This window comes from Serratia sp. CY55921 (assembly GCF_052167655.1).
Taxonomy (GTDB): Bacteria; Pseudomonadota; Gammaproteobacteria; order Enterobacterales; family Enterobacteriaceae; genus Serratia; species Serratia ureilytica.
The window spans coordinates 332,468-356,883 of record NZ_JBJNMU010000001.1 but is presented as its reverse complement, the minus strand read 5'-3'; the positions used below and the strand labels follow the sequence as shown (position 1 = coordinate 356,883).

General features: G+C 59.6%; 25 protein-coding genes and 1 tRNA gene. 12 read left to right on the top strand and 14 right to left on the bottom strand.

All coding sequences use genetic code 11. The features are described 5' to 3' along the window. Positions 1 to 53 precede the first annotated feature (53 nt). Positions 54 to 1,244, bottom strand: a complete 1,191-nt coding sequence (locus ACJ8M3_RS01750) for a sugar transporter (RefSeq protein WP_046687439.1) — start codon at positions 1,242 to 1,244, stop codon at positions 54 to 56. Positions 1,245 to 1,504: 260 nt separating this feature from the next. On the opposite strand from ACJ8M3_RS01750, the gene ACJ8M3_RS01745 reads away from it, so the two are divergent. Next, positions 1,505 to 2,191, top strand: a complete 687-nt coding sequence (locus tag ACJ8M3_RS01745) for an aspartyl/asparaginyl beta-hydroxylase domain-containing protein (RefSeq protein WP_046688516.1) — start codon at positions 1,505 to 1,507, stop codon at positions 2,189 to 2,191. A gap of 17 nt (positions 2,192 to 2,208) precedes the next feature. Here ACJ8M3_RS01745 and ACJ8M3_RS01740 read toward each other — a convergent pair whose 3' ends face one another. Beyond that, positions 2,209 to 3,141, bottom strand: a complete 933-nt coding sequence (locus ACJ8M3_RS01740; protein WP_046687440.1) for an aromatic alcohol reductase — start codon at positions 3,139 to 3,141, stop codon at positions 2,209 to 2,211. An 86-nt stretch (positions 3,142 to 3,227) separates the two neighbouring features. Between ACJ8M3_RS01740 and ACJ8M3_RS01735 the strand changes: the two genes are divergently transcribed. Further along, on the top strand, positions 3,228 to 3,647 hold the full coding sequence (locus ACJ8M3_RS01735) for a winged helix-turn-helix transcriptional regulator (RefSeq protein ID WP_033651871.1): 420 nt from the start codon (positions 3,228 to 3,230) through the stop codon (positions 3,645 to 3,647). A gap of 29 nt (positions 3,648 to 3,676) precedes the next feature. On the opposite strand, the gene ACJ8M3_RS01730 is transcribed toward ACJ8M3_RS01735, so the two are convergent. The 5 genes from ACJ8M3_RS01730 to ACJ8M3_RS01710 all read right to left on the bottom strand — a co-directional run bounded on the left by ACJ8M3_RS01730 (position 3,677) and on the right by ACJ8M3_RS01710 (position 8,716). After that, positions 3,677 to 4,393 carry an ABC transporter ATP-binding protein gene (locus tag ACJ8M3_RS01730; protein WP_033643749.1) on the bottom strand — a complete coding sequence of 239 codons (717 nt, stop codon included), beginning with the start codon at positions 4,391 to 4,393 and terminating at the stop codon, positions 3,677 to 3,679. Then, entirely contained in the window at positions 4,390 to 5,265 is an 876-nt protein-coding gene (locus ACJ8M3_RS01725) for an ABC transporter ATP-binding protein (protein ID WP_033643750.1), read from the bottom strand. Before ACJ8M3_RS01725 ends, ACJ8M3_RS01730 begins: the two co-directional genes overlap by 4 nt. Next, positions 5,262 to 6,548 carry a high-affinity branched-chain amino acid ABC transporter permease LivM gene (gene livM, locus ACJ8M3_RS01720; protein ID WP_033643751.1) on the bottom strand — a complete coding sequence of 429 codons (1,287 nt, stop codon included), beginning with the start codon at positions 6,546 to 6,548 and terminating at the stop codon, positions 5,262 to 5,264. The genes ACJ8M3_RS01725 and livM overlap by 4 nt, the downstream gene beginning before the upstream one ends. A gap of 10 nt (positions 6,549 to 6,558) precedes the next feature. Next, entirely contained in the window at positions 6,559 to 7,473 is a 915-nt protein-coding gene (locus ACJ8M3_RS01715) for an ABC transporter permease subunit (protein ID WP_033643752.1), read from the bottom strand. 124 nt (positions 7,474 to 7,597) lie between these two features. Beyond that, complete coding sequence (locus tag ACJ8M3_RS01710; protein ID WP_016927040.1) at positions 7,598 to 8,716, bottom strand: branched-chain amino acid ABC transporter substrate-binding protein; 1,119 nt, start codon at positions 8,714 to 8,716, stop codon at positions 7,598 to 7,600. A gap of 456 nt (positions 8,717 to 9,172) precedes the next feature. On the opposite strand from ACJ8M3_RS01710, the gene ACJ8M3_RS01705 reads away from it, so the two are divergent. Continuing rightward, positions 9,173 to 9,248, top strand: a tRNA-Asn gene (locus ACJ8M3_RS01705). A gap of 73 nt (positions 9,249 to 9,321) precedes the next feature. Here ACJ8M3_RS01705 and ACJ8M3_RS01700 read toward each other — a convergent pair. The 3 genes from ACJ8M3_RS01700 to ACJ8M3_RS01690 all read right to left on the bottom strand — a co-directional run bounded on the left by ACJ8M3_RS01700 (position 9,322) and on the right by ACJ8M3_RS01690 (position 11,616). Further along, the gene (locus ACJ8M3_RS01700) at positions 9,322 to 10,530 is read right to left on the bottom strand and encodes an aldose 1-epimerase family protein (RefSeq protein ID WP_442514598.1); all 1,209 of its coding nucleotides are present in this window, start codon (positions 10,528 to 10,530) and stop codon (positions 9,322 to 9,324) included. Between the two features lie 425 nt (positions 10,531 to 10,955). After that, the gene (locus ACJ8M3_RS01695; protein WP_016927038.1) at positions 10,956 to 11,258 is read right to left on the bottom strand and encodes an XRE family transcriptional regulator; all 303 of its coding nucleotides are present in this window, start codon (positions 11,256 to 11,258) and stop codon (positions 10,956 to 10,958) included. A gap of 4 nt (positions 11,259 to 11,262) precedes the next feature. Continuing rightward, positions 11,263 to 11,616, bottom strand: a complete 354-nt coding sequence (locus ACJ8M3_RS01690) for a type II toxin-antitoxin system RelE/ParE family toxin (protein ID WP_089197226.1) — start codon at positions 11,614 to 11,616, stop codon at positions 11,263 to 11,265. Positions 11,617 to 12,054: 438 nt separating this feature from the next. On the opposite strand from ACJ8M3_RS01690, the gene ACJ8M3_RS01685 reads away from it, so the two are divergent. Together ACJ8M3_RS01685 and ACJ8M3_RS01680 are read left to right on the top strand one after the other, a co-directional pair. Then, positions 12,055 to 13,350, top strand: coding sequence for an MFS transporter (locus tag ACJ8M3_RS01685; RefSeq protein ID WP_033643756.1), 1,296 nt, complete (start codon positions 12,055 to 12,057; stop codon positions 13,348 to 13,350). A gap of 26 nt (positions 13,351 to 13,376) precedes the next feature. Continuing rightward, positions 13,377 to 14,183: a substrate-binding domain-containing protein gene (locus tag ACJ8M3_RS01680; protein WP_089197227.1), complete on the top strand. Its 807-nt coding sequence runs from the start codon at positions 13,377 to 13,379 to the stop codon at positions 14,181 to 14,183. Here ACJ8M3_RS01680 and ACJ8M3_RS01675 read toward each other — a convergent pair. From ACJ8M3_RS01675 to ACJ8M3_RS01665, 3 genes are all read right to left on the bottom strand, one after another. Continuing rightward, entirely contained in the window at positions 14,158 to 15,057 is a 900-nt protein-coding gene (locus tag ACJ8M3_RS01675; protein ID WP_089197228.1) for a LysR family transcriptional regulator, read from the bottom strand. The genes ACJ8M3_RS01680 and ACJ8M3_RS01675 overlap by 26 nt on opposite strands. Positions 15,058 to 15,159: 102 nt before the next feature. Then, entirely contained in the window at positions 15,160 to 15,546 is a 387-nt protein-coding gene (locus tag ACJ8M3_RS01670; protein WP_223524775.1) for a diacylglycerol kinase, read from the bottom strand. A gap of 185 nt (positions 15,547 to 15,731) precedes the next feature. Next, positions 15,732 to 16,856 carry a DNA-binding protein gene (locus ACJ8M3_RS01665; protein ID WP_042785021.1) on the bottom strand — a complete coding sequence of 375 codons (1,125 nt, stop codon included), beginning with the start codon at positions 16,854 to 16,856 and terminating at the stop codon, positions 15,732 to 15,734. Between the two features lie 177 nt (positions 16,857 to 17,033). Here ACJ8M3_RS01665 and ACJ8M3_RS01660 point away from each other — a divergent pair, with 177 nt between their 5' ends. From ACJ8M3_RS01660 to spt, 5 genes are all read left to right on the top strand, one after another. After that, positions 17,034 to 17,228, top strand: coding sequence for a hypothetical protein (locus ACJ8M3_RS01660; RefSeq protein ID WP_145957729.1), 195 nt, complete (start codon positions 17,034 to 17,036; stop codon positions 17,226 to 17,228). A 365-nt stretch (positions 17,229 to 17,593) separates the two neighbouring features. Next, positions 17,594 to 19,333: a fatty acyl-AMP ligase gene (locus ACJ8M3_RS01655; RefSeq protein ID WP_089197229.1), complete on the top strand. Its 1,740-nt coding sequence runs from the start codon at positions 17,594 to 17,596 to the stop codon at positions 19,331 to 19,333. Beyond that, the gene (locus ACJ8M3_RS01650; RefSeq protein WP_089197230.1) at positions 19,330 to 20,244 is read left to right on the top strand and encodes an NAD-dependent epimerase/dehydratase family protein; all 915 of its coding nucleotides are present in this window, start codon (positions 19,330 to 19,332) and stop codon (positions 20,242 to 20,244) included. Before ACJ8M3_RS01655 ends, ACJ8M3_RS01650 begins: the two co-directional genes overlap by 4 nt. A 31-nt stretch (positions 20,245 to 20,275) precedes the next feature. Then, on the top strand, positions 20,276 to 20,536 hold the full coding sequence (locus tag ACJ8M3_RS01645) for an acyl carrier protein (RefSeq protein ID WP_015378483.1): 261 nt from the start codon (positions 20,276 to 20,278) through the stop codon (positions 20,534 to 20,536). Next, the gene (gene spt / locus ACJ8M3_RS01640; protein ID WP_089197231.1) at positions 20,523 to 21,695 is read left to right on the top strand and encodes a serine palmitoyltransferase; all 1,173 of its coding nucleotides are present in this window, start codon (positions 20,523 to 20,525) and stop codon (positions 21,693 to 21,695) included. The genes ACJ8M3_RS01645 and spt overlap by 14 nt, the downstream gene beginning before the upstream one ends. Before the next feature lie 70 nt (positions 21,696 to 21,765). Here the strand turns inward: spt and ACJ8M3_RS01635 are convergent, their stop codons facing one another. Next, positions 21,766 to 22,497, bottom strand: coding sequence for an ATP-binding protein (locus tag ACJ8M3_RS01635; protein WP_089197232.1), 732 nt, complete (start codon positions 22,495 to 22,497; stop codon positions 21,766 to 21,768). Positions 22,498 to 22,865: 368 nt separating this feature from the next. Between ACJ8M3_RS01635 and ACJ8M3_RS01630 the strand changes: the two genes are divergently transcribed. Both ACJ8M3_RS01630 and ACJ8M3_RS01625 read left to right on the top strand, forming a co-directional pair. Continuing rightward, positions 22,866 to 23,591, top strand: coding sequence for a lipoprotein (locus tag ACJ8M3_RS01630; RefSeq protein ID WP_033643765.1), 726 nt, complete (start codon positions 22,866 to 22,868; stop codon positions 23,589 to 23,591). 30 nt (positions 23,592 to 23,621) lie between these two features. After that, positions 23,622 to 24,416 carry a hypothetical protein gene (locus tag ACJ8M3_RS01625; protein ID WP_033651883.1) on the top strand — a complete coding sequence of 265 codons (795 nt, stop codon included), beginning with the start codon at positions 23,622 to 23,624 and terminating at the stop codon, positions 24,414 to 24,416.

The following is a 24,416-nucleotide window of genomic DNA, read 5'->3' as shown; positions in this document are numbered from 1 at the left end:
TATAGCAGGAAAATGTAGCGCGGGATGCCGCAGCGGCATCCCGAATCGGCAGGTTAACGGCTGTGGTGGTGCTGCAGCCGTTCGCTGCGGTAGGCGCTCAGCAAGCACCAGCCGAGGGCGATCAGCGCCAGCGGCGCGGCGACGAAGCCGATGTTGCCCATGCCCAGATGCAGGCTCACCTGATTGCCCAGCAGCGCGCCGCTGCCGATGCCGAAGTTGTACAGGCCGGAGAAGATCGCCATCGCCACGTCGGTGGCGTCCGGCGCCAGGCTCAAAACCCTGGCCTGCATCGACAGGCCGATCGCCATGATCGCCATGCCCCAAAAGATGCACAGCACCGTCAGATGGCTTTCGCTGCCGGCGGCCGGCAACAGCAGCAGCAGGCTCAAGGCCAGCAGCGTAATGGCGCCGATAAAGAAGCCGGAAGGAAAACGCTCGCTGTAGCGGCTGAACAGCAGGCTGCCGACGATGCCGGCGGCGCCGAACAGCAACAGCATCAGCGTGGTGAAGTTCTCCGACAGCCCGGCCACGGTCTGGATAAACGGCTCGATGTAGCTGTAGGCGGTGAAGTGCGCCGTCACCACAATGATGGTCAGCATGTAAAGCGCCATCAGCGCCGGGCGCTTGAACAGCAGCGGCACGCTGGCCAGCGAACCGGAGTGCTCGCTTTTCAGCACCGGCAACAGGCGCCACAGCAGCACCAGCGCCAGGGTGGCGCACACCGCGATGCCGATAAAGGTCATGCGCCAGCCGAGCAACTGCCCCACCACCCGCCCGAGCGGCAACCCGAGCACCATCGCCAGCGCGGTGCCGCCCGCCAGCAGGCTCAGCGCCTGGGCTTTCTTGCCCGGCGGCGCCACGCGGATCGCCAGCGAGGCGGTGATCGACCAGAACACCGAGTGCGCCAGCGCCACGCCGGCGCGCGAGATAACCAGCGTGGTAAAGTTCCAGGCCACGGCGGTCAGTATGTGGCTGGCGATAAACAGCATGAACACGCCGATCAACAGTTTGCGGCGCTCGATCTTGCTGGTCAGCAGCATGCACGCCAGCGAGGCGGCGGCGACGATCCAGGCGTAAATGGTAATGATCAAGCCGACCTGTTCGGTTTGCATCGAAAAGCTGGCGGCGATATCGCTCAGCAGACCGACCGGAATAAACTCGGTGGTGTTGAATATAAAGGCCGAGACGGCGAGGATGACCACGCGCAACCAGGCGGTTGAGCGGGAAACGGGAGCGTGTTCCATGGTAAAAAAAATCCGGACAGGTGCGGGCAAGTCGCGATATTTTAACCAACCGGCCCGCTAAATGCGATACGCGTCACATTTTAATTGTGTGGTTTTTTTCACCGCCCATCGACACGCTCACCGACGCACGGTTGCCAAAATGCTGTGCTAATCTATTGAAGCGTACCAATTTTTCCTGCCGCTCTTCCCCGGCCGTCCACGCGCCGCGCCGAAGACCCGCGCAGTGTCCCTTTGGCGTTTCCTGAGGCGAGGTCATTATGATGTCCGCGATTTATGATTGGTCCGTACTTGCCCTGCGCAATGTTTACGATCGCCGCATCCAGGGCCAGCCGGTGCTCGACAGCGCGGCCCTCTTCCCCGACGCCGAACGCTTTACCGCCCAATGGCGGCAGATCCGCGAAGAGGCGCTGACGGTCGCCCACGATCTGCACAATATCCCGCGCTTCCACGAGATCATGAGCCAGCAGGCGTCCATCTCCGCCAACGACGCGCGCGACTGGCGCATGTTCATCATGAAGGCCTATGGCCAGCCCATCCCCCGCAACCTGGCACGCTGCCCGACGCTGGCGGCGCTGATCGCCTCCTCGCCGGACGTGCTGTCCGCGTCGCTCTCCTTCCTGGCGCCCGGCAAACAGGTGCCGCCCCATCGCGGCCCGTTCCGCGGCATTCTGCGCGGCTATCTGGTGCTGGACATGCCCAAACGCGCCGACGGCGCGCCGGCGGCGGTGCTGAAGGTGGATGGCCGCGAATACCGGCTGCGCGAAGGGGAGTTCATGCTGTGGGACGATACCTTCGAGCACGAGGTATGGAACGACAGCCCGCAGGTGCGCACCGTGCTGCTGCTGGACATTCGCCGCCGCGACATGCCCGGCGGGCTGCGGCTGCTCTCCAGAGCCATCATCGCGCTGGTGCGGCTGAACGTGCGCTGGATGCAGCGCCAGTTCTGACTGCGGCGCACAGGCGATTAACCACCCTGAGAAGCCAGCCACTGGCCGGCGGTGGTGGCGGCCATGCCCTGGCGCGCATTGAAGGTGTTCGCCTTATCCCAGGCCACGCCGTCGGGTCGGGCGAAAGCCAACCGGTATTTCGCGCCGACGTCATGCGGATGATTCCGCACCTCCGCCTGCAGCCGCTCTTTGTCCAACAGGACTCTGTTGACCTCCACGCCCCAGTGCGCCTGCATAAGATCGGCAAGCTCACGGTAGGTCAGCGTATCCCCGGCGATATAGACCACCTGGTTGCGAAACGCGGGCCGATGGAAAAAAATCGCGGCCGTCAGCCGGCCAATGTCCTCGGGAGTGGTCAGCGTCACCGCATACTGCCAGTCACCCAGCGCGCGCACGGTTTTGCGTTCCGCATCCACCACGCCAAAAACCGAGTCAAACAGGTAGCTGGTGAAAATGCCCGTGGAAACAATCACCCACTCCGTTGCGCTCTGCGCGCGCAGCAGGTGACGCACCTCAAGCTGTTCATCCCACACCGGCTGCCCGCTGCCTTTACCGACGACATCGTAGTCCACGCCGAACTGCCACGGGAAGTAGCGCGCCACGCCGGCCTGCAAAACGGCCTGGGTGATCTTTATCTGCGTGCCCGCCCCGCCGACGAAGCCGCTGCAGTTGATTACCGCATCAAAGCCGCGCAGCAGCACGCTCAGCGCCTCCACACCGCTTTGCTGCAGATCGCCTTCCACCACGGCGATCCCGAGCCGCGCCAGTTCATCCCGCCGCGCCCGGAGCGGGCCGCTCACGGCGCGGGCGGCCTCCGGCCGGAGCAGTACGCTGATTTTTAAAGATGGAGATAACCGAGCCTGCCGGCTCATCGCTCGCAGTACCGGCAGCCCCAGTTCGCCGGCGCCGAGTATGAGCACGGTATTGATGGATGGATTTGTGGATTTCATGCTTGCCTCCTGTCTTGACACTGCGTCATCCTGACAGCTGACAAAAACGGGTTCAATTAGGTACACGCGTGATACCGGGGAGGAATATGACGAGCGATCGGGAAGCGCTGCTGCAATTTTCGCAAGCGTTCTGTGAAGCATTGAGCAACGACGATGAAGGATTGAAGCGCGAGATCCTCGCGCATGCGGGCAACCGTTGGTCGCTGGGCGTATTGCATCTCCTGGGCACCCACGGGCCGCTGCGCCACGGCGAACTAGGCCGCCAATTAGCGGGCGTGACGCAGAGAATGCTGACGCGGACGCTGCGCCATCTCGAGCGGGATGGGTTGATATCGCGCTGCGATTATCAGGAAAAACTGCCCCGCGTGGTTTACACCATCACCGAGGCGGGGGAAGAAATGCTGCTCAACATGCTGCCGCTCTGGTCGTGGATTATCTCCTCCGCCGACGCCTTCAGGGCAGCCCGCTCGCAGTACGATGGCCAAGAGCGCGACGCCGAAAAATGAACGCGGGCTTCCCTGCCCGCAGGCGGCTGTCAGCCGCCGCCCAGATACGCCTTTCTCACCTGCGGATCGTTCAACAGTTCTTCCCCGCTGCCGGTGAGGCGGATCTGGCCGTTGACCATCACATAGCCGCGATCGGACAGTTTCAGCGCATGGTTGGCGTTCTGCTCCACCAGAAACAGCGTCATGCCGCTGCGGGTCAGCTCGCGCAGCACCCCGAAGATCTGCCGCACCACGATCGGCGCCAGCCCCAGGCTCGGCTCATCCAGCAGCAACAGCTTCGGCCGGCTCATCAGCGCGCGGGCGATCGCCAGCATCTGCTGTTCGCCGCCGGACATGGTCATCGCCCGCTGGTTGCGCCGCTCTTTCAGGCGCGGAAACAGCTCGAACATGCGCGGCAAATCCTCTTCCAGGTAGCGATTGCCGACGGTGATGGTGCCCATCAGCAGGTTCTCCTCCACGCTCATGTCCGGAAAGATGCGCCGCCCCTCCGGCGCCTGCGCGATGCCGCTGCTGGCAACAAAGTGCGTGGAGCGGCGGCTGATGTCCTCGCCGCGAAACAGGATCTGCCCGCCGGCGATACGCGGCTGACCGAAGATCGACATCAACAGCGTGGACTTGCCCGCGCCGTTGGCGCCGATCAGCGCCACCGTCTCCCCGGCGTTCACCTGCAACGACACCTGGCGCAGCGCCTGGATCGGCCCGTAAAACACATCGACCTCGCGAAATTCCAACATCGTTTCGCTCATCCCGCCAGCTCCTCTTCGTCCGCGCCCAGGTAAGCGGCGATCACCGCCTCGTTGTGCTGAATCTCCTGCGGCGTGCCGCGGGCGATCACATCGCCGTGATCGAGCACGATCACCCGATCGGAGATCTCCATTACCATGCCCATGTCATGCTCGATCAGCAGCACCGTGATGCCGTGATGCTGGCGCAGGAAGCGGATGATGCGGCTCAGCGCGGCCGTCTCCACCGGGTTCAGCCCGGCGGCCGGTTCGTCGAGGCAGATCATCTCCGGCGCGGTGCACATGGCGCGCGCGATCTCCAGCCGCCGCTGCTGGCCGTAGGACATCTCCCCCGCCAGCCGGTTGGCGCAGTCCGCCAGATCCACCACCTCCAGCCAGTAGAAGGCGTGATCGAGCGCGGCGCTTTCCGCCCGGCGGTAGCCTGGCGTATTCAGCACCCCGGCGATCAGATTGCGGTTGCTCTGCATGTGCTGCGCCACCAGCAGGTTCTCCACCACCGACATTTCGCGGAACAGGCGGATATTCTGGAAGGTACGCGCCAGCCCGGCGCGGTTGACCAGGTGGGTGCCGCCGAACATCTTGTAATAGAGGCGCGAACCGAGCCGCTTCGGGCGTATCCAGTCGCCGGCGCGGAACTTCTGCCCCAGCACCTGGATCACATCGGTTGGCCGCTTGTGGGTATTGAGCAGGATCGCGCCGCCGGTGGCGCGATAGAAACCGGTCAGGCAGTTGAACACCGTGGTCTTGCCGGCGCCGTTGGGGCCGATCAGCGCGGTGATGGAACCGCGCTCCACCTCCAGATTGACGTCGTTCAGCGCCTTGATGCCGCCAAAGCGCATCATCAGGTGTTCCACCCGCAAAATGGCGTCGCTCATGGCGCCACCCCCTTGCGTTCCGCAAAGCTGGCGCGGCTGATGCGCACCAGCCCGCGCGGCCGCCAGATCATCATCGCCACCATCAGCACGCCAAACAGCAGCACCCGGTATTCGGCGAAGCTGCGCAGCAGCTCCGGCGCCACCGTCAGCACAAAGGCCGCCAACACCACGCCGAGGGTGGAGCCCATGCCGCCCAACACCACGATCGCCAGGATCAGGGCCGACTCGAAGAAGGTGAACGAAGTCGGGTTGACGAACCCCTGATAAGTGGCGAAAAACACCCCCGCCAGCCCGGCGGTGGAGGCGCCCAACATAAACGCCGACAGCTTCACCAGCACGTGGTTCAGCCCGAGGGAGCGGCAGGCGATCTCGTCCTCGCGCAGCGCCTCCCAGGCGCGGCCGATCGGCATGCGCGTCAGCCGGTGCTTGATGTACAGCACCAGCAGCACCACCAAAAACAGCATCGCGTAGATGAAGATGAACTTGAGATTAGGATTGTAATCGATGCCGAGAAACTCGTGGATCGGCACCCCGCCGTCTTTAGCGCGCCGGCCGAACTCCAGGCCGAACACCGTCGGCGCCGGCACCGAAATGCCGTTCGGCCCGCCGGTGAGCGACATCCAGTTGTTCAGCACCAGCCGGATGATCTCGCCGAACCCGAGCGTGACGATGGCGAGATAGTCGCCGTGCATGCGCAGCACCGGAAAGCCCAGCAGCGCGCCCGCCAACGCCGCCATCAGCGCCCCGAGCGGCAGCATCGCCCAAAAACCGAGCCCGAGATACTGGTAGCCCAACGCCAGCCCGTAGGCGCCGATGGCGTAAAACGCCACGTACCCCAGATCGAGCAGCCCCGCCAACCCGACCACAATGTTCAGCCCCAGGCCGAGCAGCACGTAGATCAGGCCGAGGATCGCCACCGTCAGCAGATATTTGGTGGCGACGAACGGGAACAGCAGCGCGATCGCCGCCATCAGCGGCAGGAACCAGCGCAGATTGGATTTATAGCCCAGCGGACGTACGTACACGCCGTCGTTGCCGCCGTCGAAGCGCGCCAGCACCTTGCGGCCCGGCGCGGTTTGCAGGAACAGGCTCAGCAGCAGCCGCCCGGCCATCACCGCGACGATGATCCACACCAGCCGGTGCGGCTCGAAGTTAAAGCTGTAGCCGTTCAGCACGATGCCGACGATAGGCCCGAACACGATCAGGGCGATCAGCCCGGCCAAAACGGCATCCAGCAGGCTGCGTTTGACGTTCAGCCCGCCGTTGATTACGGATTGCGACATGGCGTTCTCCTTAAACCTTGGCGACCAGCGGCCGGCCGAGCAGGCCCTGCGGGCGGAAGATCAGGATCGCCACCAGCAACCCGAAGGAGAACACGTCCTTGTAATCCGAATTCACCATGCCGGCGAACTGCGCCTCCGCCACGCCGAGCAGCAGCCCGCCCAGCATCGCGCCCGGCAGCGAGCCGATGCCGCCCAACACCGCGGCGGTGAAGGCCTTGATGCCGATGATAAAGCCGACGTAAAAATCGAAGGTGCCGTAGTTCATGGTGATCAGCACTCCGGCCAGCCCGGCCATGGCGGCGCCGATCACGAACACCAGCGAGATCACCCGATCGGTATTGATGCCGAGAATCGAGGCCATTTTGCGATCCTGCTGGGTGGCGCGGCAGATGCGCCCCAGCCGGGTGCGCTGAATGATGTAGGTGAGGATCGCCATGCCGAGCAGCGACGCCACCAGAATGAACACCTTGGTGTAGGTGATCTGCACCACGCCGCCGTCGAATTCCAGGCGGAACACGCCGCTCAGCAGCGTCGGGATGCCCTGCTGGCGCGGCCCTTGGCTGATCTGCGCATAGTTTTGCAGGATTAACGACATGCCGATGGCGGAGATCAGCGGCGCCAGGCGGGTGGAGTTGCGCAGCGGCCTGTAGGCGATACGCTCGATCACCCAGCCGTACACCCCGGTGATGACGATGGTGAATACCAGCGTGCCGAGGATCAGCAGCGGGAACGATTGCAGCCCGAAGAACGACAGCAGCGCCAGACCGATGGCGCACAGGTAGGCGGAGATCATGTACACCTCGCCGTGGGCGAAGTTGATCATGCCGATGATGCCGTAAACCATGGTGTAGCCGATGGCGATCAGGCCATACACCGCGCCGAGGGTCAGGCCGTTGATCAGCTGTTGCAGAAAGAATACATCCATAATGAGCAGTCTCGCCTGGTAAGGCCGCCAACGCAGTCCGACGCGGCCCAAAGGTAGTCGCGGAACGGGCGCGCCAAGGCGGCGGCCCGTCGGTCATAGGGTCACACCCTCAATGTTCGGCCGTTTACAGTTGGTGATATTTGCCCTTGTCATCCCATTGATAGACCACGTAATCCGAGACCTTCAGATCGCCCTTCTGATCCCAGGCTTTTTTACCCATCACGGTGTCAACATCGTGCGACTTCAGCCATTCGGCGGCCTTGGCGCTGTCTTTGCCGCCGGTGGCGTTGAAGGCGGCGGCGATCGCCTGGATCGAAGCGTAGGAGTAAAGGGTGTACCCTTCCGGCTCAAAGCCGCTGGCGCGGAACTTGGCGATCACCGCCTTGCCTTCCGCGATCTGGCGCGGATCGTTGCCGAAGGTCATCAGCACGCCGTTGGTGTACTGCGGCCCGCCGGCGGCGGTCACCAGCTCTTCGGTCACCACGCAGTCGCCGGAGAAGAACTTGGCGGTCACGCCCTGCTCGCGCATCTGGCGCACCAGCGGCCCGGCTTCGGGATGGCAACCGCCGAAGTAGACCACGTCCGGCTTGACCGAGGCGATCTTGGTCACCAGGGCGTTGAAGTCTTTCTCGCCGCGCGACAGCCCCTCATACAGCACCTCTTTAACCCCGCGCTTGTTCATTGCCGCCTTGGCGGCGTCCGCCAGCCCCTGGCCGTAGGTGTCTTTATCGTGGATCACCGCGATGCGTTTGGCCTTCAGGGTATCCAGCATGTAGTTGGTGGCGATGACGCCCTGCTGATCGTCGCGCCCGCACATGCGGAACATGGTCTTCATGCCGCGCTCGGTGATCTGCGGGTTGGTGGAGCCGGGGGTGATGGCGATGATGCCGGCCTCGTCATACACCTCGGAGGCCGGCATGGTGGAAGAGGAACAGAAGTGGCCGACCACCGCCGACACCTTGTCCTGATCCACCAGCCGGTTGGCGACCGCGACCGCCTGTTTCGGTTCGCAGGCGTCATCCCCCTGCACCAGCTTGATTTTTTCCCCTTTGATGCCGCCGGCGGCGTTGATGTCCGCCGCCGCCTGCGAAGCACCGCGCCAATACTGATCGCCGTAGGTGGCGTTCGGCCCGGAGAACGGCCCGGCGACGCCGATGACGATATCGGCCTGCGCGGAAAACGCCGTACCTAAACAACCGATGAGCAAAGCAGCGAGCGGACTTTTTATCAATTTCGATGACATTGTTATCTTCCTCAGCACTGTTGTAGCGAAACGCCCTGGGGCGCGGATCAGTCACTTTATGTGTAGACGGGGAAAATAATTTTCTTGAGAGCGCAGTCGCATTCCCCAAAAATGGGTAAGCAAAAATCCAGCCATTGTGACGACGAATACATATTGTTTGCTTATTCATCCTACATATCAGTTGCGGCGCGGCGTGTGGCGCCGTTAACCAGGGTCTGGCCAATACGGTTAGCGCGAGTGGAAGTATGGGTGGGAGAACGGCCCTGCACCATCGCCGTGCAAAGGCGTGTGCAAGCGGCGTCAAAACGATTTGGGATGCAAAAATCAACGCATAGCGATGGAAAATGCCGAAAAACAGCGCAAGGTGCTCATTCCCTCAGCAAACGCGCTTTTTTTGCAGTTTAGCGCTTTGACAAACCCCGGATGCCCCGCTATTATTCGCCCCGTTCCAACGATTCCTCTGTAGTTCAGTCGGTAGAACGGCGGACTGTTAATCCGTATGTCACTGGTTCGAGTCCAGTCAGAGGAGCCATATTTAGAGAAGCCCGCTTAAGGAAACTTAAGCGGGCTTTTTGCTTTAACGCTGAATGCATGGACAGGCAGCGTTACTCCTTGGCTATCGGCGCGTCATTCTCTTCAATTTTTACCTTGCCCTGAATATCCGCAATCTTCTTCTCCAGATCCGCCACCTGCGCTTTGCTGTGCAGCAAGGTATAGGTCAGATCAAACTGCGCACTGGCGCCAGGCTGCAGCTGCTTAACGCGTTTTTGTTCGCGCTCAATAGTGACCGGGTAGGCATAGCTGGTGCCCGGCTCAATCCCCGTCACATACCCCTGTTTTAACGTATCGGTATTCTTCCACAGCGTCAGGACGGGCAACTGGCGGGTATCGAACTGAATAGCCACCCCTTTGTCGCCCGCGTTATTGACCAGCGCCGCCAGCGTTTGATGATTCGGATCCGATAATGGCTTAATGTTAAAGACCATTTCATCGAACCCTTTGGTTGGGCCGGCATAGGTTCCCCAGGTCTTCAGCCCGGCTTTGGCATAGTCGTTAAACGGGCTGATGCTGGCCATCGGCGCCAGGAAGCGGGCACCATTTTCCAGAATCGGCGCGCCGAAATTGCTGTGATAAATAATCTGGTAGTCATGGGGATAATCCGCCCGGTTGGTTAACACATCATGCAGGCTGAAACTGTTGCTGCCGGGCACGTAGCGCAATTCGGTCAGGGTTTGCAGATCGGCTTTTTTGAATGTGCTCTCTTTGATCAGGCCGCGAATACGAATTTCATACGGCGCCGTATCCGCTACTTCAACCTCAACCCGCGAGGCCGGCGTATTGCCCGCTTTGCCGTGCAACGTGTAAATTTGCCCTGCGTCGGTCACCGGATGCCCGGTCCACTCATAGCCACAACGCACCATCATCTCATTGAAACCTTCCAGCCAGCCGAGCCCATTGCGGCTTTCCAGGTTGATAAAGGCGGGGTTGACCACCTCTTTGACCGGGGAATCCCATCCCATTTTCGCGCCAAAGCCTTCTGCCCGCAGGAGGTTCATGCCGCGGGTGGGGCTCAGCGTGATGGTCAGGCCATCCTCGCTGCGGATAATGACGACTTTGCTGCCTTCTTGCTTGCCGCCGTGCAACACTTTCTGCTCAATGCTGAACGTTTTATCCTTCACCTTCAGCGCCTCACTCGAAATCTTCCAGTTTCCTTTCTCCACGCCATCTTCAGCGCTGGTCAGCATCCAACTCTGCGCCGCCGCCTGCCCTGAAATCAGGGCCGAAAACACCGCCATAACCCATGCCTTTTTCATTTCCCTTCCCCTTTAGCTGAATCGATTTTTTTCTAAACAAGGAAAATCTACTGTTAAGCAGGTTAAAGAAATGTGATGAGCTTCACCGGGTGAGTATTTGAAGAGATAGCGCGATAAAAATACGAATTTCATCGCAGTTTTAATGAAAGACGTTGATTTTTTGCACACAAAACGAGCTGCTTATCAACATAATTTGTATCGTTTCAGCTAAGGAGCAAGGAGACAGTTACGGGCAAGCAAGACATCGCGAAGGGAGTGCGGGTGGCTTGTTTAACGCTTTCCGGCCCAAACGAAAGTGCTCAGACAGCCTGCCCGTCTTGAGCCTCGTTGCTTTCACGGCCGCCTGCTTGTGTCAACGGTTCCCTGGTGCACAAAGCCCGCTCCGGGGAACCTGAGCGGGCTTTGTGCCTTTCTGCCGTTAGCGCTTACAGCACAAACTCGTAGTGAGAGCCGTCCGGCAGTTCGATGTCCAGGCGCAGTTTGCCGCCGGCCGCCTCAACATAGCGTTTAAGCGAAGACAGTTTCAGATCGCGGCCCGGTTTTTCCATCACGGCAACGGTCGGCTGCCTGATCCCCAGCGCCTGCGCCATTTCAACCTGCGTTTTCTGTACTTTTTCACGCAGCTCGGCAAGGTGAATGTTCAGCATGATGTCCGCCGCCAGCGCCTGCGCTTTGGCCACGACCTCGGGCTTTTCATCCGCAATAAGCTGTTCCAACGTTCTGCCCATCGCGTCACTCCTTCTCGTTTAATGTGTTCAGCCAGTTCGTGAATTCCCGATCGGCAACCTGGATCATCCGATCGTAAAAACGCTTTTCATTACCGGCTTTATTGCCCGCGCAAAGCACAATGCCAATACGGTACGGATCGAAAGCGAAGAATGCCCGCAACGGTTCGCCTCGGCACTGAATGCGCAACTCTTTCATATTGCTGTAACGTGAGCCTTTAACCGTATCGGCATAGGGTCTGGGCAGCCCCGGCCCCTTTTCCCGCAGGACCATCAATGCGGCAAGTACGCCGGCCCGATCGGCATCGCTGAGCGATCTGAACCCATGATCAAATGCATCCGTTGTTTTAATTTCCCACACGGGACCTCCCTAAAATATAGATCAGTAACTATATAGATGTAAAGCTATAGCAGAGAGGCGCTGGGATAGCATGCAAAGGCATGCGTGGTGACTGCAAGGCTGAACGTACATCCACGTATTTTGCAAACGCAGTGCGAGGCATTCACCTTTTTACGCACGGTATCGAACAATCGTTCAGAGGCACGGGGCGCTTCCCCGCCGCCCCTTTATGAACTCTGTCACAAAAAGCGCATAACGTTTTCGGCGTTCTGCGCAGCGGGCGATGAGCGACAAACTTGTTAACGCCACGTTACATCGGGTTAGGCAACATTGTTAACGCCGATTGATGCGTCAAACGCATCGCGCCATGAGTTTATTGCGCTTATTTACTTTATTTTCCTGAGCGAGTCTTCAGCAACAGGCGCGGCGTCAAGCGCCAATAACAAACTGGAGATAAAGATGCATTCCTCTACCTCACCCATGACCACCCGGGCCAGAACCGGCGCGATACTGCGCGTCACCTCCGGCAACTTTTTAGAGCAGTTCGATTTTTTCCTGTTCGGCTTTTACGCTACCTACATCGCACACACCTTTTTCCCGGCCAGCAGCGAGTTCGCCTCGCTGATGATGACCTTCGCGGTATTCGGCGCAGGTTTTCTGATGCGCCCGATCGGCGCCATCGTGCTGGGCGCTTACATCGATAAAGTCGGCCGCCGCAAAGGGTTGATCGTGACCCTGTCGATCATGGCCGCGGGCACCTTCCTGATCGTGCTGATCCCCTCTTACCAAAGCATCGGGCTTTGGGCGCCGCTGCTGGTGCTGTGCGGGCGTCTGTTGCAAGGCTTCTCGGCGGGCGCGGAGCTGGGCGGCGTGTCCGTCTATCTGGCTGAAATCGCCACGCCGGGCCGTAAAGGCTTCTACACCAGCTGGCAGTCCGGCAGCCAGCAGGTGGCTATCATGGTGGCGGCGGCCATGGGCTTCGCGCTCAATGCGGCGCTGGAAGAAAGCGCCATTCGCGAATGGGGCTGGCGCCTGCCTTTCCTGTTCGGCTGCCTGATCGTTCCCTTTATCTTCTTCCTGCGCCGCAAGCTGGAAGAGACGCAGGAATTTACCGCTCGCCGTCACCACCTGGCGATGCGCGACGTGTTTAAAACCCTGCTGAAAAACTGGCCGGTGGTGATCGCCGGCATGCTGATGGTCGCCATGACCACCACCGCGTTTTACCTGATCACCGTCTATGCGCCGACCTTCGGCAAAAAGGTGCTGCTGCTCAGCGCTTCCGACAGCTTGCTGGTCACCCTGCTGGTGGCGATCTCCAACTTCATCTGGCTGCCCATCGGCGGCGCGCTGTCGGACCGTTTCGGCCGCAAACCGGTGCTGGTCGCCATGACGTTGCTGACGTTGGCCACCGCCTACCCGGCGCTGAGCCTGCTCGCCGCCGCGCCCAGCTTCAGCATGATGCTGGCCGTGCTGCTGTGGCTGTCCTTCATTTACGGCCTCTACAACGGCGCCATGATCCCGGCCTTGACGGAGATCATGCCAACGGAAGTGCGGGTGGCCGGGTTCTCGCTGGCCTACAGCCTGGCGACGGCGGTGTTCGGCGGCTTTACGCCGGTAGTCTCCACCGCGTTGATCGAATACACCGGCGACAAGGCTTCACCGGGCTACTGGATGAGCTTCGCCGCGCTGTGCGCCCTGCTGGCGACGCTGTATATGTATCGCCGCATCGCCATGCCGCTGCAAACCGCGCGCTAAGCCGCCATCTCAAAAGGAATGATACCATGCAAAAATTCACTCGTTCGATCCTCGCCGCGCTGGTGTGCGCCTCCTGCAGTACGGCGGCGCTGGCCAAAGACGTGACCGTCATGATCTCCGGCGGCTTCAAAGCCGCGCTGGAGAAGCTGGCCCCGGAGTATGAAGCCCAAAGCGGCGACAAAATCATTCTGGTGTCGGGCCCCTCGATGGGCAAAACGCCGCAGGCGATCCCCGCGCGGCTGGCGCGCGGAGAGCAAGCCGATGTGCTGATCATGGTGGGCGACGCGCTCACCCAACTGGAAAAAGAGCGCTGGACCCAGCCGGGTTCGCGCGTGGAGCTGGCCGATTCGCCGATCGGTATGGTGGTCAAACAGGGCGCGCCCAAGCCGGTGATAAAAACGGATGCCGACCTGCGCAATGTCTTGCTGCAGGCGGACTCTTTCGCCTATTCCGACAGCGCCAGCGGCCGCTATGTCAGCGGCCAACTGTTCAAAAAGCTGGGCATCGAGGAACAGGTGAAAGGGAAAGCGCATAAGATTGAACGCATTCCGGTGGCCTCTGAAGTGGCGCAGGGGAAATACGCGCTGGGTTTCCAGCAGGTCAGCGAATTGCTGCCCGTGGCGGGCGTGACCTTTATCGGCGAGCTGCCTGAAAACGTGCAGTACATCACCCGCTTCGCGGGCGCGGTAACCGCCAAGGCGGAACATCGCCGCGAAGGCAAAGCGCTGCTGGACTTCCTCGCCTCCTCTCAGGCCCAGCCGACCATTCGCGCGACCGGCATGCGAACCGTGCCGGCGCCGCAGCCGGTCAGGCAGAGTGATACTGTTCAGTAATCAGCTTTTCCAGCTCGGCGGAGACGAAAGACTGCATGCGGCCGCCGCGTCTGATGAGGCCTACGGTGCGTTTCACCACCGGCTCGACCAGCGGCACCGACGTCAACACCGAGTGCTCTGAAGCGGGCATCGACATGGCGGGCACGGCGGCAATGCCGATGCCCGCCTCAACCATGCCCAGCATGGTCGTCACATGGCGAGTTTCACACACGCTGGGGCGTTCCGGCACGAGGTGTTCCAGGCGCTGATCGAGCAGATTGCGATTGCCGGAGGTTTTATCCAGCGACACGTAATCCTGCTGATAAAACTCCCGCCAGGTGAGGCTCTTTTTACCGGCGAGCGGATGGTCTCGCCGGCAGGCGGCCACGTAGACGTCCCCCACCAACGGCACAAACTCAAGATTAGGCTGCAGCCGCCCGGCGAAGCAGATGCCGAAATCGGCCTGGCCGCCGGTGACCGCCTCGATGACATTGCCTGCGCTGCCGTCGATCAGTTTAACGCGCACGCGCGGATAGCGAAGCCGGAAACGGCGTATCACGTCGGGCATGAAATAGTAGGCCGCCGACGGCACCGTGGCGACGGTGACCAGCCCCACCCGCTCTTGGCTGACCTTATCGATATCAGCCATCACCGCTTCGACGTTCATCAGCAGCTGCTCCGAACGTTCGGCGAAGGCCTGCCCGTACAGCGTCAAGGTCACGCGCCGGGTGGTGCGATCGAACAGTTTGATGCCCAGCGCGTTTTCCAGCTTCTCAATCCTGCGGCTCAATGCCGACTGCGACAGGCAGATGGACTCTGCGGCCAGCCGAAAATTGCCGTACTCCACCAACGCGCGAAACGCATAAAGATCGTTGAGATCAAAATTCACGGGCATAACGGCAACCTATCCTTACCATGGCGCCAAAGGCGTAAAGCAACGATAATAGCCGCTTATTTAGCCGCAGCAACCGGTTTAACGCCGGAGCGCGCCTCGCCGTTATCCTCCCAGCAGCACCGTCCCCCAAATAATGATGGTCATTATCACCGCCACCAGCTGCGCTGCGCCGCCCAGATCTTTGGCGCGTTTGGATAACGGATGCAACGCCAGCGAAATGCGATCGACCACGGTTTCAATCGCCGTATTAAGCAGCTCAACCACCAGCAGCAGGAAACTGCAGGCGATTAATAACAGCCGCTCCATTTTTGTAATATCCAGAGTAAATGTAACAACCAGTAAAATGGCGTTAATAACCAATAATTCACGAAACGCATTTTCGGTCAGCGCGGCGTCAATAAAGCCGGCCCAGGAGTTCCTTATGCTGTAGGTTAATCGGCTTATTCCCTTTTTCTTTTCCACAGGCATGCATTCTGCTCTCTTCAGCATCACGGCGATCGTGGTTCAATAAATCACGCGCCGTGAATTTATCTCGGGTTTATTAATTAACGGCCTTAACCGTTCCACTCTGGCGACAATGCTTTCACTCACGCTCAGTCCCCCAAAACGAACGGCGCCGCACGCAATGCGCTTATTATCCTGATGGCGTTAAAAGGCGATGCGATATCAGTCGATTAAAGCGTCTTTTCGTACAAACGGTAGCGCTTATAAGGCACCGCGCCGATACGTTCTAAAATCGTCCGCATGCCGGTATTGGTTTCCAGGATCCACGACATTTCCAGCGCGTCGATATTGCGCTTGGCGAACGGCTCGCGCAGCGCCTCAATCAACAGCAATGCAATAATCGGCCCGATGCGGCTGAATTGATACTCCTGGCGAACGCCCATCAGCGGCACGCGCGCGGTGCGAACGCCGCTGACTTTCAGCCGCCACAATAACTTCGCCCAACCGAACGGCAATAACCGCCCCTGCAGATCGGCAATCGCCTCATTAATGTTCGGCAACCCGACGATAAAGGCGCAGGGCGCGCCATCCACCTCGGCGATATGGATCATATCGTCGGGCACCAGGAACTTCAGCTGATCCCCCATGGTGGCGAACTCATGCTCGGTGAACGGAACAAACCCCCAGTTATGCTGCCACCCCGAGTTGAACACCTCGCGCAGCACCTGCATCTCCTCGCGAAAGCGCTTGCGGTTGAGGCGGCGAACGGTCACCTTTTTGCGCACCTGATCCATCATCCGGGTCAGCGACGGCGAAAAATGCAGGTCGGTTCTTTTCATCCAATAAGCAAGCAAATCAATCCCTTCGCTATACCCTTGCTGCGCTATCTGGGCCGCGTAGTAAGGTTTGGCATGGGTCATCAGGGCCGACGGCGGCGTGTCGAACCCTTCGACCAGCAGGCCGCTTTCCTGATTGATATTGAGACTGAACGGCCCGGTGATTTTCCGCGTGCCCTTGGACCGTAACCACTCCTCCGCCGCCGTGAATAACGCGCTGAACACGGCGGGATCGTCAACGGCGTCGATCATGCCGAAGTGACCGGTATCTTCTCCGTGCAGCGCCCGGTGCAGAGAATCGATTTGCGCGGTGATGCGCCCGACGACCTTCCCCTGCTTTTTCGCCACCCACGCCTGCCATTCGATATGATCGGTGCCGGGATTCTTCTTTGACAGGTGCTCTTCGCGCTCTAAATACAGCGGCTCAATCCAGTTCGGGTCATCACGAAACAGTAACGAAGGGAAAGCAATAAATTCTTTAAGTTCGCGTTTATCCAGAACTTTCTCAATACGGATCATAAATAGCCTTACGTTTTAATAAAATAATTAAATATGAGCGCGACAACGCCTTTAGCATTTTTTATGCTGTTCTCTTTTATTGGATTGTGTATCGCCTCCGGTTCAACGATAAGAAAAACCGAATATTTCCCCCTGTGAACCAGCGCATTATTTGCCTATCACGCGCACTGAGGCGGCGTGATTAAAAAAAAAGGAAAGCCCAAAGCGGCGCTGACATGCTACGCTATGCGTGCTCTTTTATTATTTAGTGCTATTTGGGCGAAAGAAACCCGCCGCTTTAAGTGTACCGACTTTAATCAGGTGGCGCGCCGCCATTTTTACCACTTAATGCTCTTTTTAAGAATCAACTTAAATGAGGCATTCACTTTTTGATTTCTTGCGGCATACTGTTTAGGAAGTGTTTAAGTTCGAAGATAGCCATGCATGAGGTCATAACCTATGAGCAGACAGGTATTTCCTGCCCGACAGATGCAGACTAAAGAACGGCGAACCTCGGGTATTACAATCACCTCTCGTATATCTCCAGGTCGCCGCTCAAGGCTGATAATGCAGGCCGCTCACGCGCTACCGGGTTAATAACCGGCGTGCCGCTCAAGTACGGCAATATACGCAATTCGCGGAATGAAGATGGTTGAATAACAAACTTATTCAAAACCTATTCATAGTAAAACATCAATTACCTCGCCAAGAGTGATTTAACTCTTTTGGTGATTTTTAATCTATGGCTAAGTTTGTCTATGTCTGAAACAAGTTCCGTTCATTCTCTTCCCATGCGCTATGCGGACTTCCCCACTTTAGTGGACGCGTTGGATTACGCGGCGCTCGGTAATACGGGAATGAATTTTTACGATCGGCGCAATCAACTCGTGACCGTTCTCGATTATCGCACGCTGCAGCAAAAAGCGATCTCGGGCGCGCGGCGTTTATTGTCCCTGAAGCTCAAGAAAGGCGATCGCGTGGCGCTTATCGCCGAAACCAGCGCGGGGTTCGTCGAAGCCTTTTTCGCTTGCCAATATGCCGGCCTGGTGGCGGTGCCGTTGGCGATCCCGATGGGCGTGGGCCAGCGCGACTCCTACACCGCCAAACTGAAAGGGCTGATCGCCAGCTGCAACCCGGCGGCTATTATCAGCAGCGAAGAGTGGACGCCGCTCATCGCCTCCGCCACGGAAAACGCGTCAGCGATGCACATCCTCAGCGACGCGGATTTCAACGCATTGCCGGAGCCGGAGATCGCGCTGCCGGCGCCTTCGCCCGACGATATCGCCTATCTCCAATACACTTCGGGCAGCACCCGCTTCCCGCGCGGCGTGATCATCACCCAGCGGGCGGCGATGGCGAACCTGAATGCGATCAGTCGCGACGGCATCAAGCTGCGCGCGGGCGATCGCTGCGTGTCGTGGCTGCCCTTCTATCACGATATGGGCCTGGTCGGTTTCCTGCTGACGCCGGTGGCGACCCAGCTGTCCGTCGATTATCTGCGCACGCAAGATTTCGCCATGCGCCCGATGCAGTGGCTGAAACTGATCGCCAAGAATCGCGGCACGGTGTCCGTCGCCCCGCCGTTCGGCTACGATCTGTGCCTGCGCCGCAGCAACGCCAAAGAGCTGGCCGATCTGGATCTTTCCAGCTGGCGGGTTGCAGGCGTGGGCGCAGAGCCGATCCCGGCCGAGCTGCTCAGCCAGTTTGGCGAACACTTCCGCAGCATCAACTTCGACAGCAAAGCCTTCATGCCATGCTACGGGCTGGCCGAGAACACCCTGGCGGTGAGCTTTTCCGATCCTTGCTCCGGCCCGCAAATCAACGCGGTTGACCGTGATATTTTGGAGTACGAGGGGAAAGCCGTCGCGCCCGGCAAAAAAACCCGCGCCGTCTCGACCTTCGTCAACTGCGGCCGTGCGCTGCCCGGCCACCGCATCGAGATCCGCAGCGAAACCGGGCAACCGCTGCCGGAGCGCCAGGTCGGCCATATCACGATTTCCGGCCCCAGCCTGATGAACGGTTATTTCTGCGACGACGAGTCCCAGCAACAAATTCAGGTGACCGGCTGGATGGATACCGGCGATCTGGGCTACCTGCTGGACGGCTATCTGTACGTCACCGGCCGCAAGAAGGATTTGATCATCATTCGCGGCCGCAATATCTGGCCGCAGGATATCGAGTACGTCGCGGAATCCGAACCGGAAATCCGTTCCGGCGATGCGATCGCCTTCGTGACCGAAGAACACGACGAAGCGGCCAGGATCATTTTGCAGATCCAATGCCGAGTCAGTTCGGAAGAGCGCCGGGAGCAGATCGTGCATTCGCTGAGCGCGCGCATTCAAAGCGAATTCGGCATCGCGGTGGACATCGAGCTGCTGCCGCCGCACAGCATTCCCCGCACGTCGTCGGGCAAACCCGCCCGCGCCGAAGCCAAGAAACGCTGGCTGAGCGCTTCGCTCTACCCGCAAATGCCGCAGTTGGCCGGTTTCGCGCAATGAGCGGCACCGTGGCGGTGACGGGCGCGACCGGCTTTATCGGCCGGCATATCGTCCGGGAACTGCTGGCGCAGGGGTTTAGCGTGCGCGCCCTGACGCGGCAAGCCGACAAAGCCGCCGCGGACAACCTGCAGTGGATCCCCGGCGCGCTGGAAGACCGGCCTTCGCTCACCGAACTGGTGCGCGGCGCCGAGTGCGTCGTGCACTGTGCGGGCCAGGTGCGCGGGCATGCGGAAGCGGTGTTCACCCGCTGCAACGTGACCGGCAGCCTGAACCTGATGCAGGCGGCCAGGCAAAACGGCCGCTGCAATCGTTTCTTGTTCATGTCGTCGCTGGCGGCGCGCCATCCGACGCTGTCCTGGTACGCCCATTCAAAACAGGCCGCCGAGCAGCAATTGATCGCCGCCTCGGGCGAGATCGCGCTGGGGATTTTCCGCCCGACGGCGGTCTACGGGCCGGGCGATAAAGAGCTGAAACCGCTGTTCAACGGCCTGCTGCGCGGCGTGCTGCCCCGGCTGGGCGCGCCTGACGCCAGGCTCTCTTTTCTGCACGTGAGCGATTTGGCGAAGGCGGTCGGCCAATGGTTATTGGCGCAGCCCGCGCAGTCGAATATTTACGAACTGTGCGACGGCGTGGCCGAAGGCTATGACTGGCTGCGCCTGCGGGACATCGGCGCCGCCGTGCGTCACGGGCCGGTGCGGCTGGTGGGCATTCCGCTGCCGCTGCTGAAAGCCCTGGCGGATATCAGCGTGCTGTGGAACCGCCTGATAAAACAGGAGCCGATGCTGACGCGCAGCAAAATACGCGAATTAACGCATCAAGACTGGTCCGCCAACAATCAGGCGCTGTCGCAACAGATTAATTGGTTTCCACAGGTGAGTTTGGAACGCGCGCTGCGTGAAGGGCTGTTTTAATTATTCCAAGTAGAGGTGTGTCAACGTTCTTATGCTAAATCGCGATGCTGTAATGGATTATATCCTGACGTGTTTGCAAGGTATCGTCGAAGGCGGAGTGGAAATAAAACCTGATAGCGATCTCGTCAATGATCTTGGCCTGGAATCCATCAGAGTCTTGGATCTGCTGATGATGCTGGAAGATGAATTAGATATCTCCATTCCTATCAATATATTGCTTGATGTCAGAACGCCTGAGCAACTGCTTGACGCGCTGCGCCCTTATCTGGAGAAAAACCATGGGACTGTATGACAAGTTTGCGCGGCTTGCCAATGACCGTGAACAATTTCAAACGTCCGGTCTGAATCCGTTCGGCACCTGCATCGACGAAGTGTATTCCGCCACCCAGGGGCGCATCGGCGATCAAAAGATTGTCCTCGCCGGCACCAATAATTACCTTGGCCTGACGTTCGATGCGCAGGCGATCGCCGCCGGCCAGGCGGCCCTGGCCGCGCTCGGCACCGGCACCACCGGCTCGCGCATGGCGAACGGCAGTTACGGATCGCATCTGACGCTGGAACGGGAGCTGGAGGAATTCTTCGATCGCCCGAGCGCCATCGTGTTCTCCACCGGCTATACCGCCAACCTGGGCGTCATCAGCACGCTGGCGGGGCCGGGCTCCGTGGTGTTGATCGACGCAGACAGCCACGCGAGCATTTACGACGCCTGCGCCCTCGGCGGCGCAGAGATTATTCGCTTCCGCCACAATGACGCCGCCGATCTGGAGCGCCGCATGGTGCGCCTGGGCGAGCGCGCCCGCGAGGCGATCATTATCGTGGAAGGCATCTACAGCATGCTGGGCGACGTCGCCCCGCTGGTGGAAATCGTCGACATCAAGCGGCGGCTGGGCGGGTATCTGCTGGTCGACGAAGCGCATTCCTTCGGCGTGATGGGCGAGCACGGCCGCGGCCTGGCCGAAGCGCTCGGCGTCGAGCAAGACGTGGATATTATCCTGGGCACCTTCAGCAAAAGCCTGGCTTCGATCGGCGGTTTCGCCGTCGGCGGCAAGGGGATGGACGTGCTGCGCTACAGCAGCCGGCCGTATATCTTTACCGCTTCGCCGTCGCCGTCCAGCATCGCGTCGGTGCGCACGGCGCTGCAAAAAATCGCGCGCCATCCCGAGCTGCGGGAAAAGCTGTGGAGCAATGCGCACCGTCTGTACCACGGCCTCGCCGAACTGGGGTATACCCTGGGCCCGCGCATCAGCCCGGTGGTGCCGGTGATGATCGGTTCGAAGGAAGAAGGATTGCGTTTCTGGCGCGAGCTGATCGCCCACGGCGTGTATGTAAACCTGGTGCTGCCGCCGGCCGCGCCGGCGGGCGTCACCCTGCTGCGCTGCAGCGTCAATGCCGCGCACAGCGATGAAGAAATAGACACCATCGTGCGCGCCTTTGCGGCGCTGAAAAAATAAAGCCTTTCCCTCTCGGCCGCGGCGGCGGTGCCGAAAATGGCATCACCGCCCTGCCGAATCGCTGCGCGCCTCAGTGCGCAGCCGTTGATGCCCCATCAGCCGAATAGCGATACCCCTGCACCACCATAAATTCCGCGATGGCTTTTTCCGCCGCCGCAAGCACCTCCCCGATCGGCCGATCGGCATCGAGATCCACGATGTCGGCGCCTTCGAACGTCAATAACGGCGTGACGGCGATCTTCTTCTCCAGCGCCGCTTTGCGGTGATCGGGTTTACGGGCGCAGGCCACGTCCAGACTGACATTCAGCTTGAGCACCAGATCCGGTTTTTGCTTCGCCATCCACTGGAACGCCGCCCGCTCCCGCGCCGCCAGCCAACGGACGAAACGGCTGCCTTCAACATCGACGGGAAATACCGTGCCGTCATAAGCGCCGGGGATTTGCGCCTGCGGAAAACGGTCGGTCAGCACGATATACCCCTGCCGCCGAAACGCCAGCATGCGGCGAAACCGCAGCAGCCGCCGCCCCACGAAGGCGATGATCACCGCCGACGGCAACAGGCCGATGCGGGATTTCTTCGTTTTGACTTTTTTGGTATTGCTTTCGATAGCCTTGCCCACCGAGCGCCCGAGCAGCGGCAGTTTCGCCGCCGCGCGCCCGACGTTGCCCGCCTGTTTGCCCAGATGCACCTGCACCGCCGGGCCATAATGTTTCACATATTCGATCAGATGTTCACAAACGGTGGACTTACCCGATCCGTCGCTGCCGATAACCGCAATCAGCGGCGGAAATTTTGCATTCATAATCAGACTCTCTTTCAATACACCAGAAACGGCATGCCCTATTTGCAACGAAATATCGCTCACGGCCGCGACGGCAGCGCGAAGATAATTGCCATGACGCCGCGCTAAACCGCACAAAAGATTAAGCGAAAATGGAAAACCTCTGCTCTTTTTTCGCCGTCAGCCAGGCCGAAAGTTAACATAAAAAGCGAAACCGGCTCACGCCCGGCCAATTAGCACAAAATAACAAGAACGAACGCCATAAATATCAATTCAAATAACCAACAGGAATACTGAACCCATTATTTTATCGCGGCAAAGCACAATAAATATCTTGAACCCAAGGCGTATTGGAATACAATAGTTTTTTTCGCATTGGATTAATTATTGTGAGTCAGCAGATAAGACCTTCATCTGATCGCTCGCCCGTGCGCGTAATAGCGATAACTGGCTGTGACGGCTCGGGAAAATCCACCCTGGCCGCCAGTCTGGTCGAGGCCTTATCGGCGCAAGAACCTGCCGAACTGCTTTATCTCGGCCAGTCTTCCGGGCGTATCGGCGAATGGATCAGTTCGCTGCCGATTATTGGCGCGCCCTTCGGGCGTTATTTGCTGAAGAAATCGCAGCGCGTGCACGATCGCCCTGCTACGCCGCCGGATAATGCCACGGCGCTGGTGATCTTTTTACTTTCCTATTGGCGCGTTTTTAAATTCCGCCGCATGCTGAAGAAAAGTCGCCGCGGCGCATTGCTGATTACCGATCGTTATCCGCAGGCCGAAGTGGCGGGATTTCGTTTCGATGGCCCGCAGCTGGCAAAAACCGCCGGCGGCAATCGCTGGATACGCTGGCTGAGAAAACGCGAACAACGTCTGTACCACTGGATGGCGTCTTATCAGCCCTTATTATTAATTCGGTTGGATATTGACGAGCAAACGGCCTATTCACGCAAACCCGATCACTCGTTGGCGGCGTTGCGTGAAAAGATCGCCGTCATCCCGCACCTGACGTTTAACGGCGCTAACATATTGGATTTGGACGGCCGCGAGCCGGCCAAGCATATTTTCGATGCTTCGCTGCGCGCCGTTAAAATATCGCTGAGGGCCGCCAATGCCTAGCCGCCAAATAACCTTTTCGTACCGAAACAGATGAAAAAAAATAAACTCACTGCCGAGCAGGATACCTCTCACGGCTGCATCACCGGGCTGATTGCCGTGGTGGGCAGCGACGGCACGGGCAAGTCCACGCTGACCGCCGATCTGGTGAAAAACCTGCAGCAGCATCGCCCCACGCAGCGCCGCTATTTAGGGCTGATCTCCGGCGAAGACGGCGACAAAATCAAGAAATTGCCGTTCATCGGCGTGTGGCTGGAGCGGCGCCTGGCGGCTAAATCCGATAAAACCCAGCGCATGAGCAACAGGCCGCCGGCACTGTGGGCGGCGCTGATCATGTACGGCTTTTCGCTGTGGCGCGCCGCCAACCTGCGCAAGGTGCGGCGGCTGGCGCAGAGCGGCGTGCTGGTGATCAGCGATCGCTACCCGCAGGCGGAAATTTCCGGTTTTTACTACGATGGGCCCGGCATCGGCGTGGAACGCGCAAAAGGCCGGCTATTGCGCCGCCTGGCGGCGCGCGAACGCCGTTTATATCAACGCATGGCCGTCTATCGGCCGGAGCTGATCATTCGCCTGGATATCGACGTCGATACGGCGTTTTCCCGCAAGCCCGATCACAGCTATGAAGAGCTGAAAGACAAGATTTCCGCCATGGTGCGCCTGCAGTACAACGGCGCGCGCATCATCGAGCTGGACGCCAGAGCCCCTTACGACGAGGTGCTGAGCAACGCGCTCAACGCCATTTCCGCCGTGGTGAACCCCGCGAAGCGCCCGCAGAGCGACATCGGGCAACCCGGCGAAAACGCCGGCAAAGAAACTCAGGTTTATTAA

Bases quoted from the DNA above. Each gene is read 5' to 3' on its own strand.
- ACJ8M3_RS01750 (WP_046687439.1), bottom strand. From the start codon at position 1,244: ATGGAACACGCTCCCGTTTCCCGCTCAACCGCCTGGTTGCGCGTGGTC.
- ACJ8M3_RS01745 (WP_046688516.1), top strand. From the start codon at position 1,505: ATGTCCGCGATTTATGATTGGTCCGTACTTGCCCTGCGCAATGTTTAC.
- ACJ8M3_RS01740 (WP_046687440.1), bottom strand. From the start codon at position 3,141: ATGAAATCCACAAATCCATCCATCAATACCGTGCTCATACTCGGCGCC.
- ACJ8M3_RS01735 (WP_033651871.1), top strand. From the start codon at position 3,228: ATGACGAGCGATCGGGAAGCGCTGCTGCAATTTTCGCAAGCGTTCTGT.
- ACJ8M3_RS01730 (WP_033643749.1), bottom strand. From the start codon at position 4,393: ATGAGCGAAACGATGTTGGAATTTCGCGAGGTCGATGTGTTTTACGGG.
- ACJ8M3_RS01725 (WP_033643750.1), bottom strand. From the start codon at position 5,265: ATGAGCGACGCCATTTTGCGGGTGGAACACCTGATGATGCGCTTTGGC.
- livM (WP_033643751.1), bottom strand. From the start codon at position 6,548: ATGTCGCAATCCGTAATCAACGGCGGGCTGAACGTCAAACGCAGCCTG.
- ACJ8M3_RS01715 (WP_033643752.1), bottom strand. From the start codon at position 7,473: ATGGATGTATTCTTTCTGCAACAGCTGATCAACGGCCTGACCCTCGGC.
- ACJ8M3_RS01710 (WP_016927040.1), bottom strand. From the start codon at position 8,716: ATGTCATCGAAATTGATAAAAAGTCCGCTCGCTGCTTTGCTCATCGGT.
- ACJ8M3_RS01700 (WP_442514598.1), bottom strand. From the start codon at position 10,530: ATGAAAAAGGCATGGGTTATGGCGGTGTTTTCGGCCCTGATTTCAGGG.
- ACJ8M3_RS01695 (WP_016927038.1), bottom strand. From the start codon at position 11,258: ATGGGCAGAACGTTGGAACAGCTTATTGCGGATGAAAAGCCCGAGGTC.
- ACJ8M3_RS01685 (WP_033643756.1), top strand. From the start codon at position 12,055: ATGCATTCCTCTACCTCACCCATGACCACCCGGGCCAGAACCGGCGCG.
- ACJ8M3_RS01680 (WP_089197227.1), top strand. From the start codon at position 13,377: ATGCAAAAATTCACTCGTTCGATCCTCGCCGCGCTGGTGTGCGCCTCC.
- ACJ8M3_RS01675 (WP_089197228.1), bottom strand. From the start codon at position 15,057: ATGCCCGTGAATTTTGATCTCAACGATCTTTATGCGTTTCGCGCGTTG.
- ACJ8M3_RS01670 (WP_223524775.1), bottom strand. From the start codon at position 15,546: ATGCTGAAGAGAGCAGAATGCATGCCTGTGGAAAAGAAAAAGGGAATA.
- ACJ8M3_RS01665 (WP_042785021.1), bottom strand. From the start codon at position 16,856: ATGATCCGTATTGAGAAAGTTCTGGATAAACGCGAACTTAAAGAATTT.
- ACJ8M3_RS01655 (WP_089197229.1), top strand. From the start codon at position 17,594: ATGTCTGAAACAAGTTCCGTTCATTCTCTTCCCATGCGCTATGCGGAC.
- ACJ8M3_RS01650 (WP_089197230.1), top strand. From the start codon at position 19,330: ATGAGCGGCACCGTGGCGGTGACGGGCGCGACCGGCTTTATCGGCCGG.
- ACJ8M3_RS01645 (WP_015378483.1), top strand. From the start codon at position 20,276: ATGCTAAATCGCGATGCTGTAATGGATTATATCCTGACGTGTTTGCAA.
- spt (WP_089197231.1), top strand. From the start codon at position 20,523: ATGGGACTGTATGACAAGTTTGCGCGGCTTGCCAATGACCGTGAACAA.
- ACJ8M3_RS01635 (WP_089197232.1), bottom strand. From the start codon at position 22,497: ATGAATGCAAAATTTCCGCCGCTGATTGCGGTTATCGGCAGCGACGGA.
- ACJ8M3_RS01625 (WP_033651883.1), top strand. From the start codon at position 23,622: ATGAAAAAAAATAAACTCACTGCCGAGCAGGATACCTCTCACGGCTGC.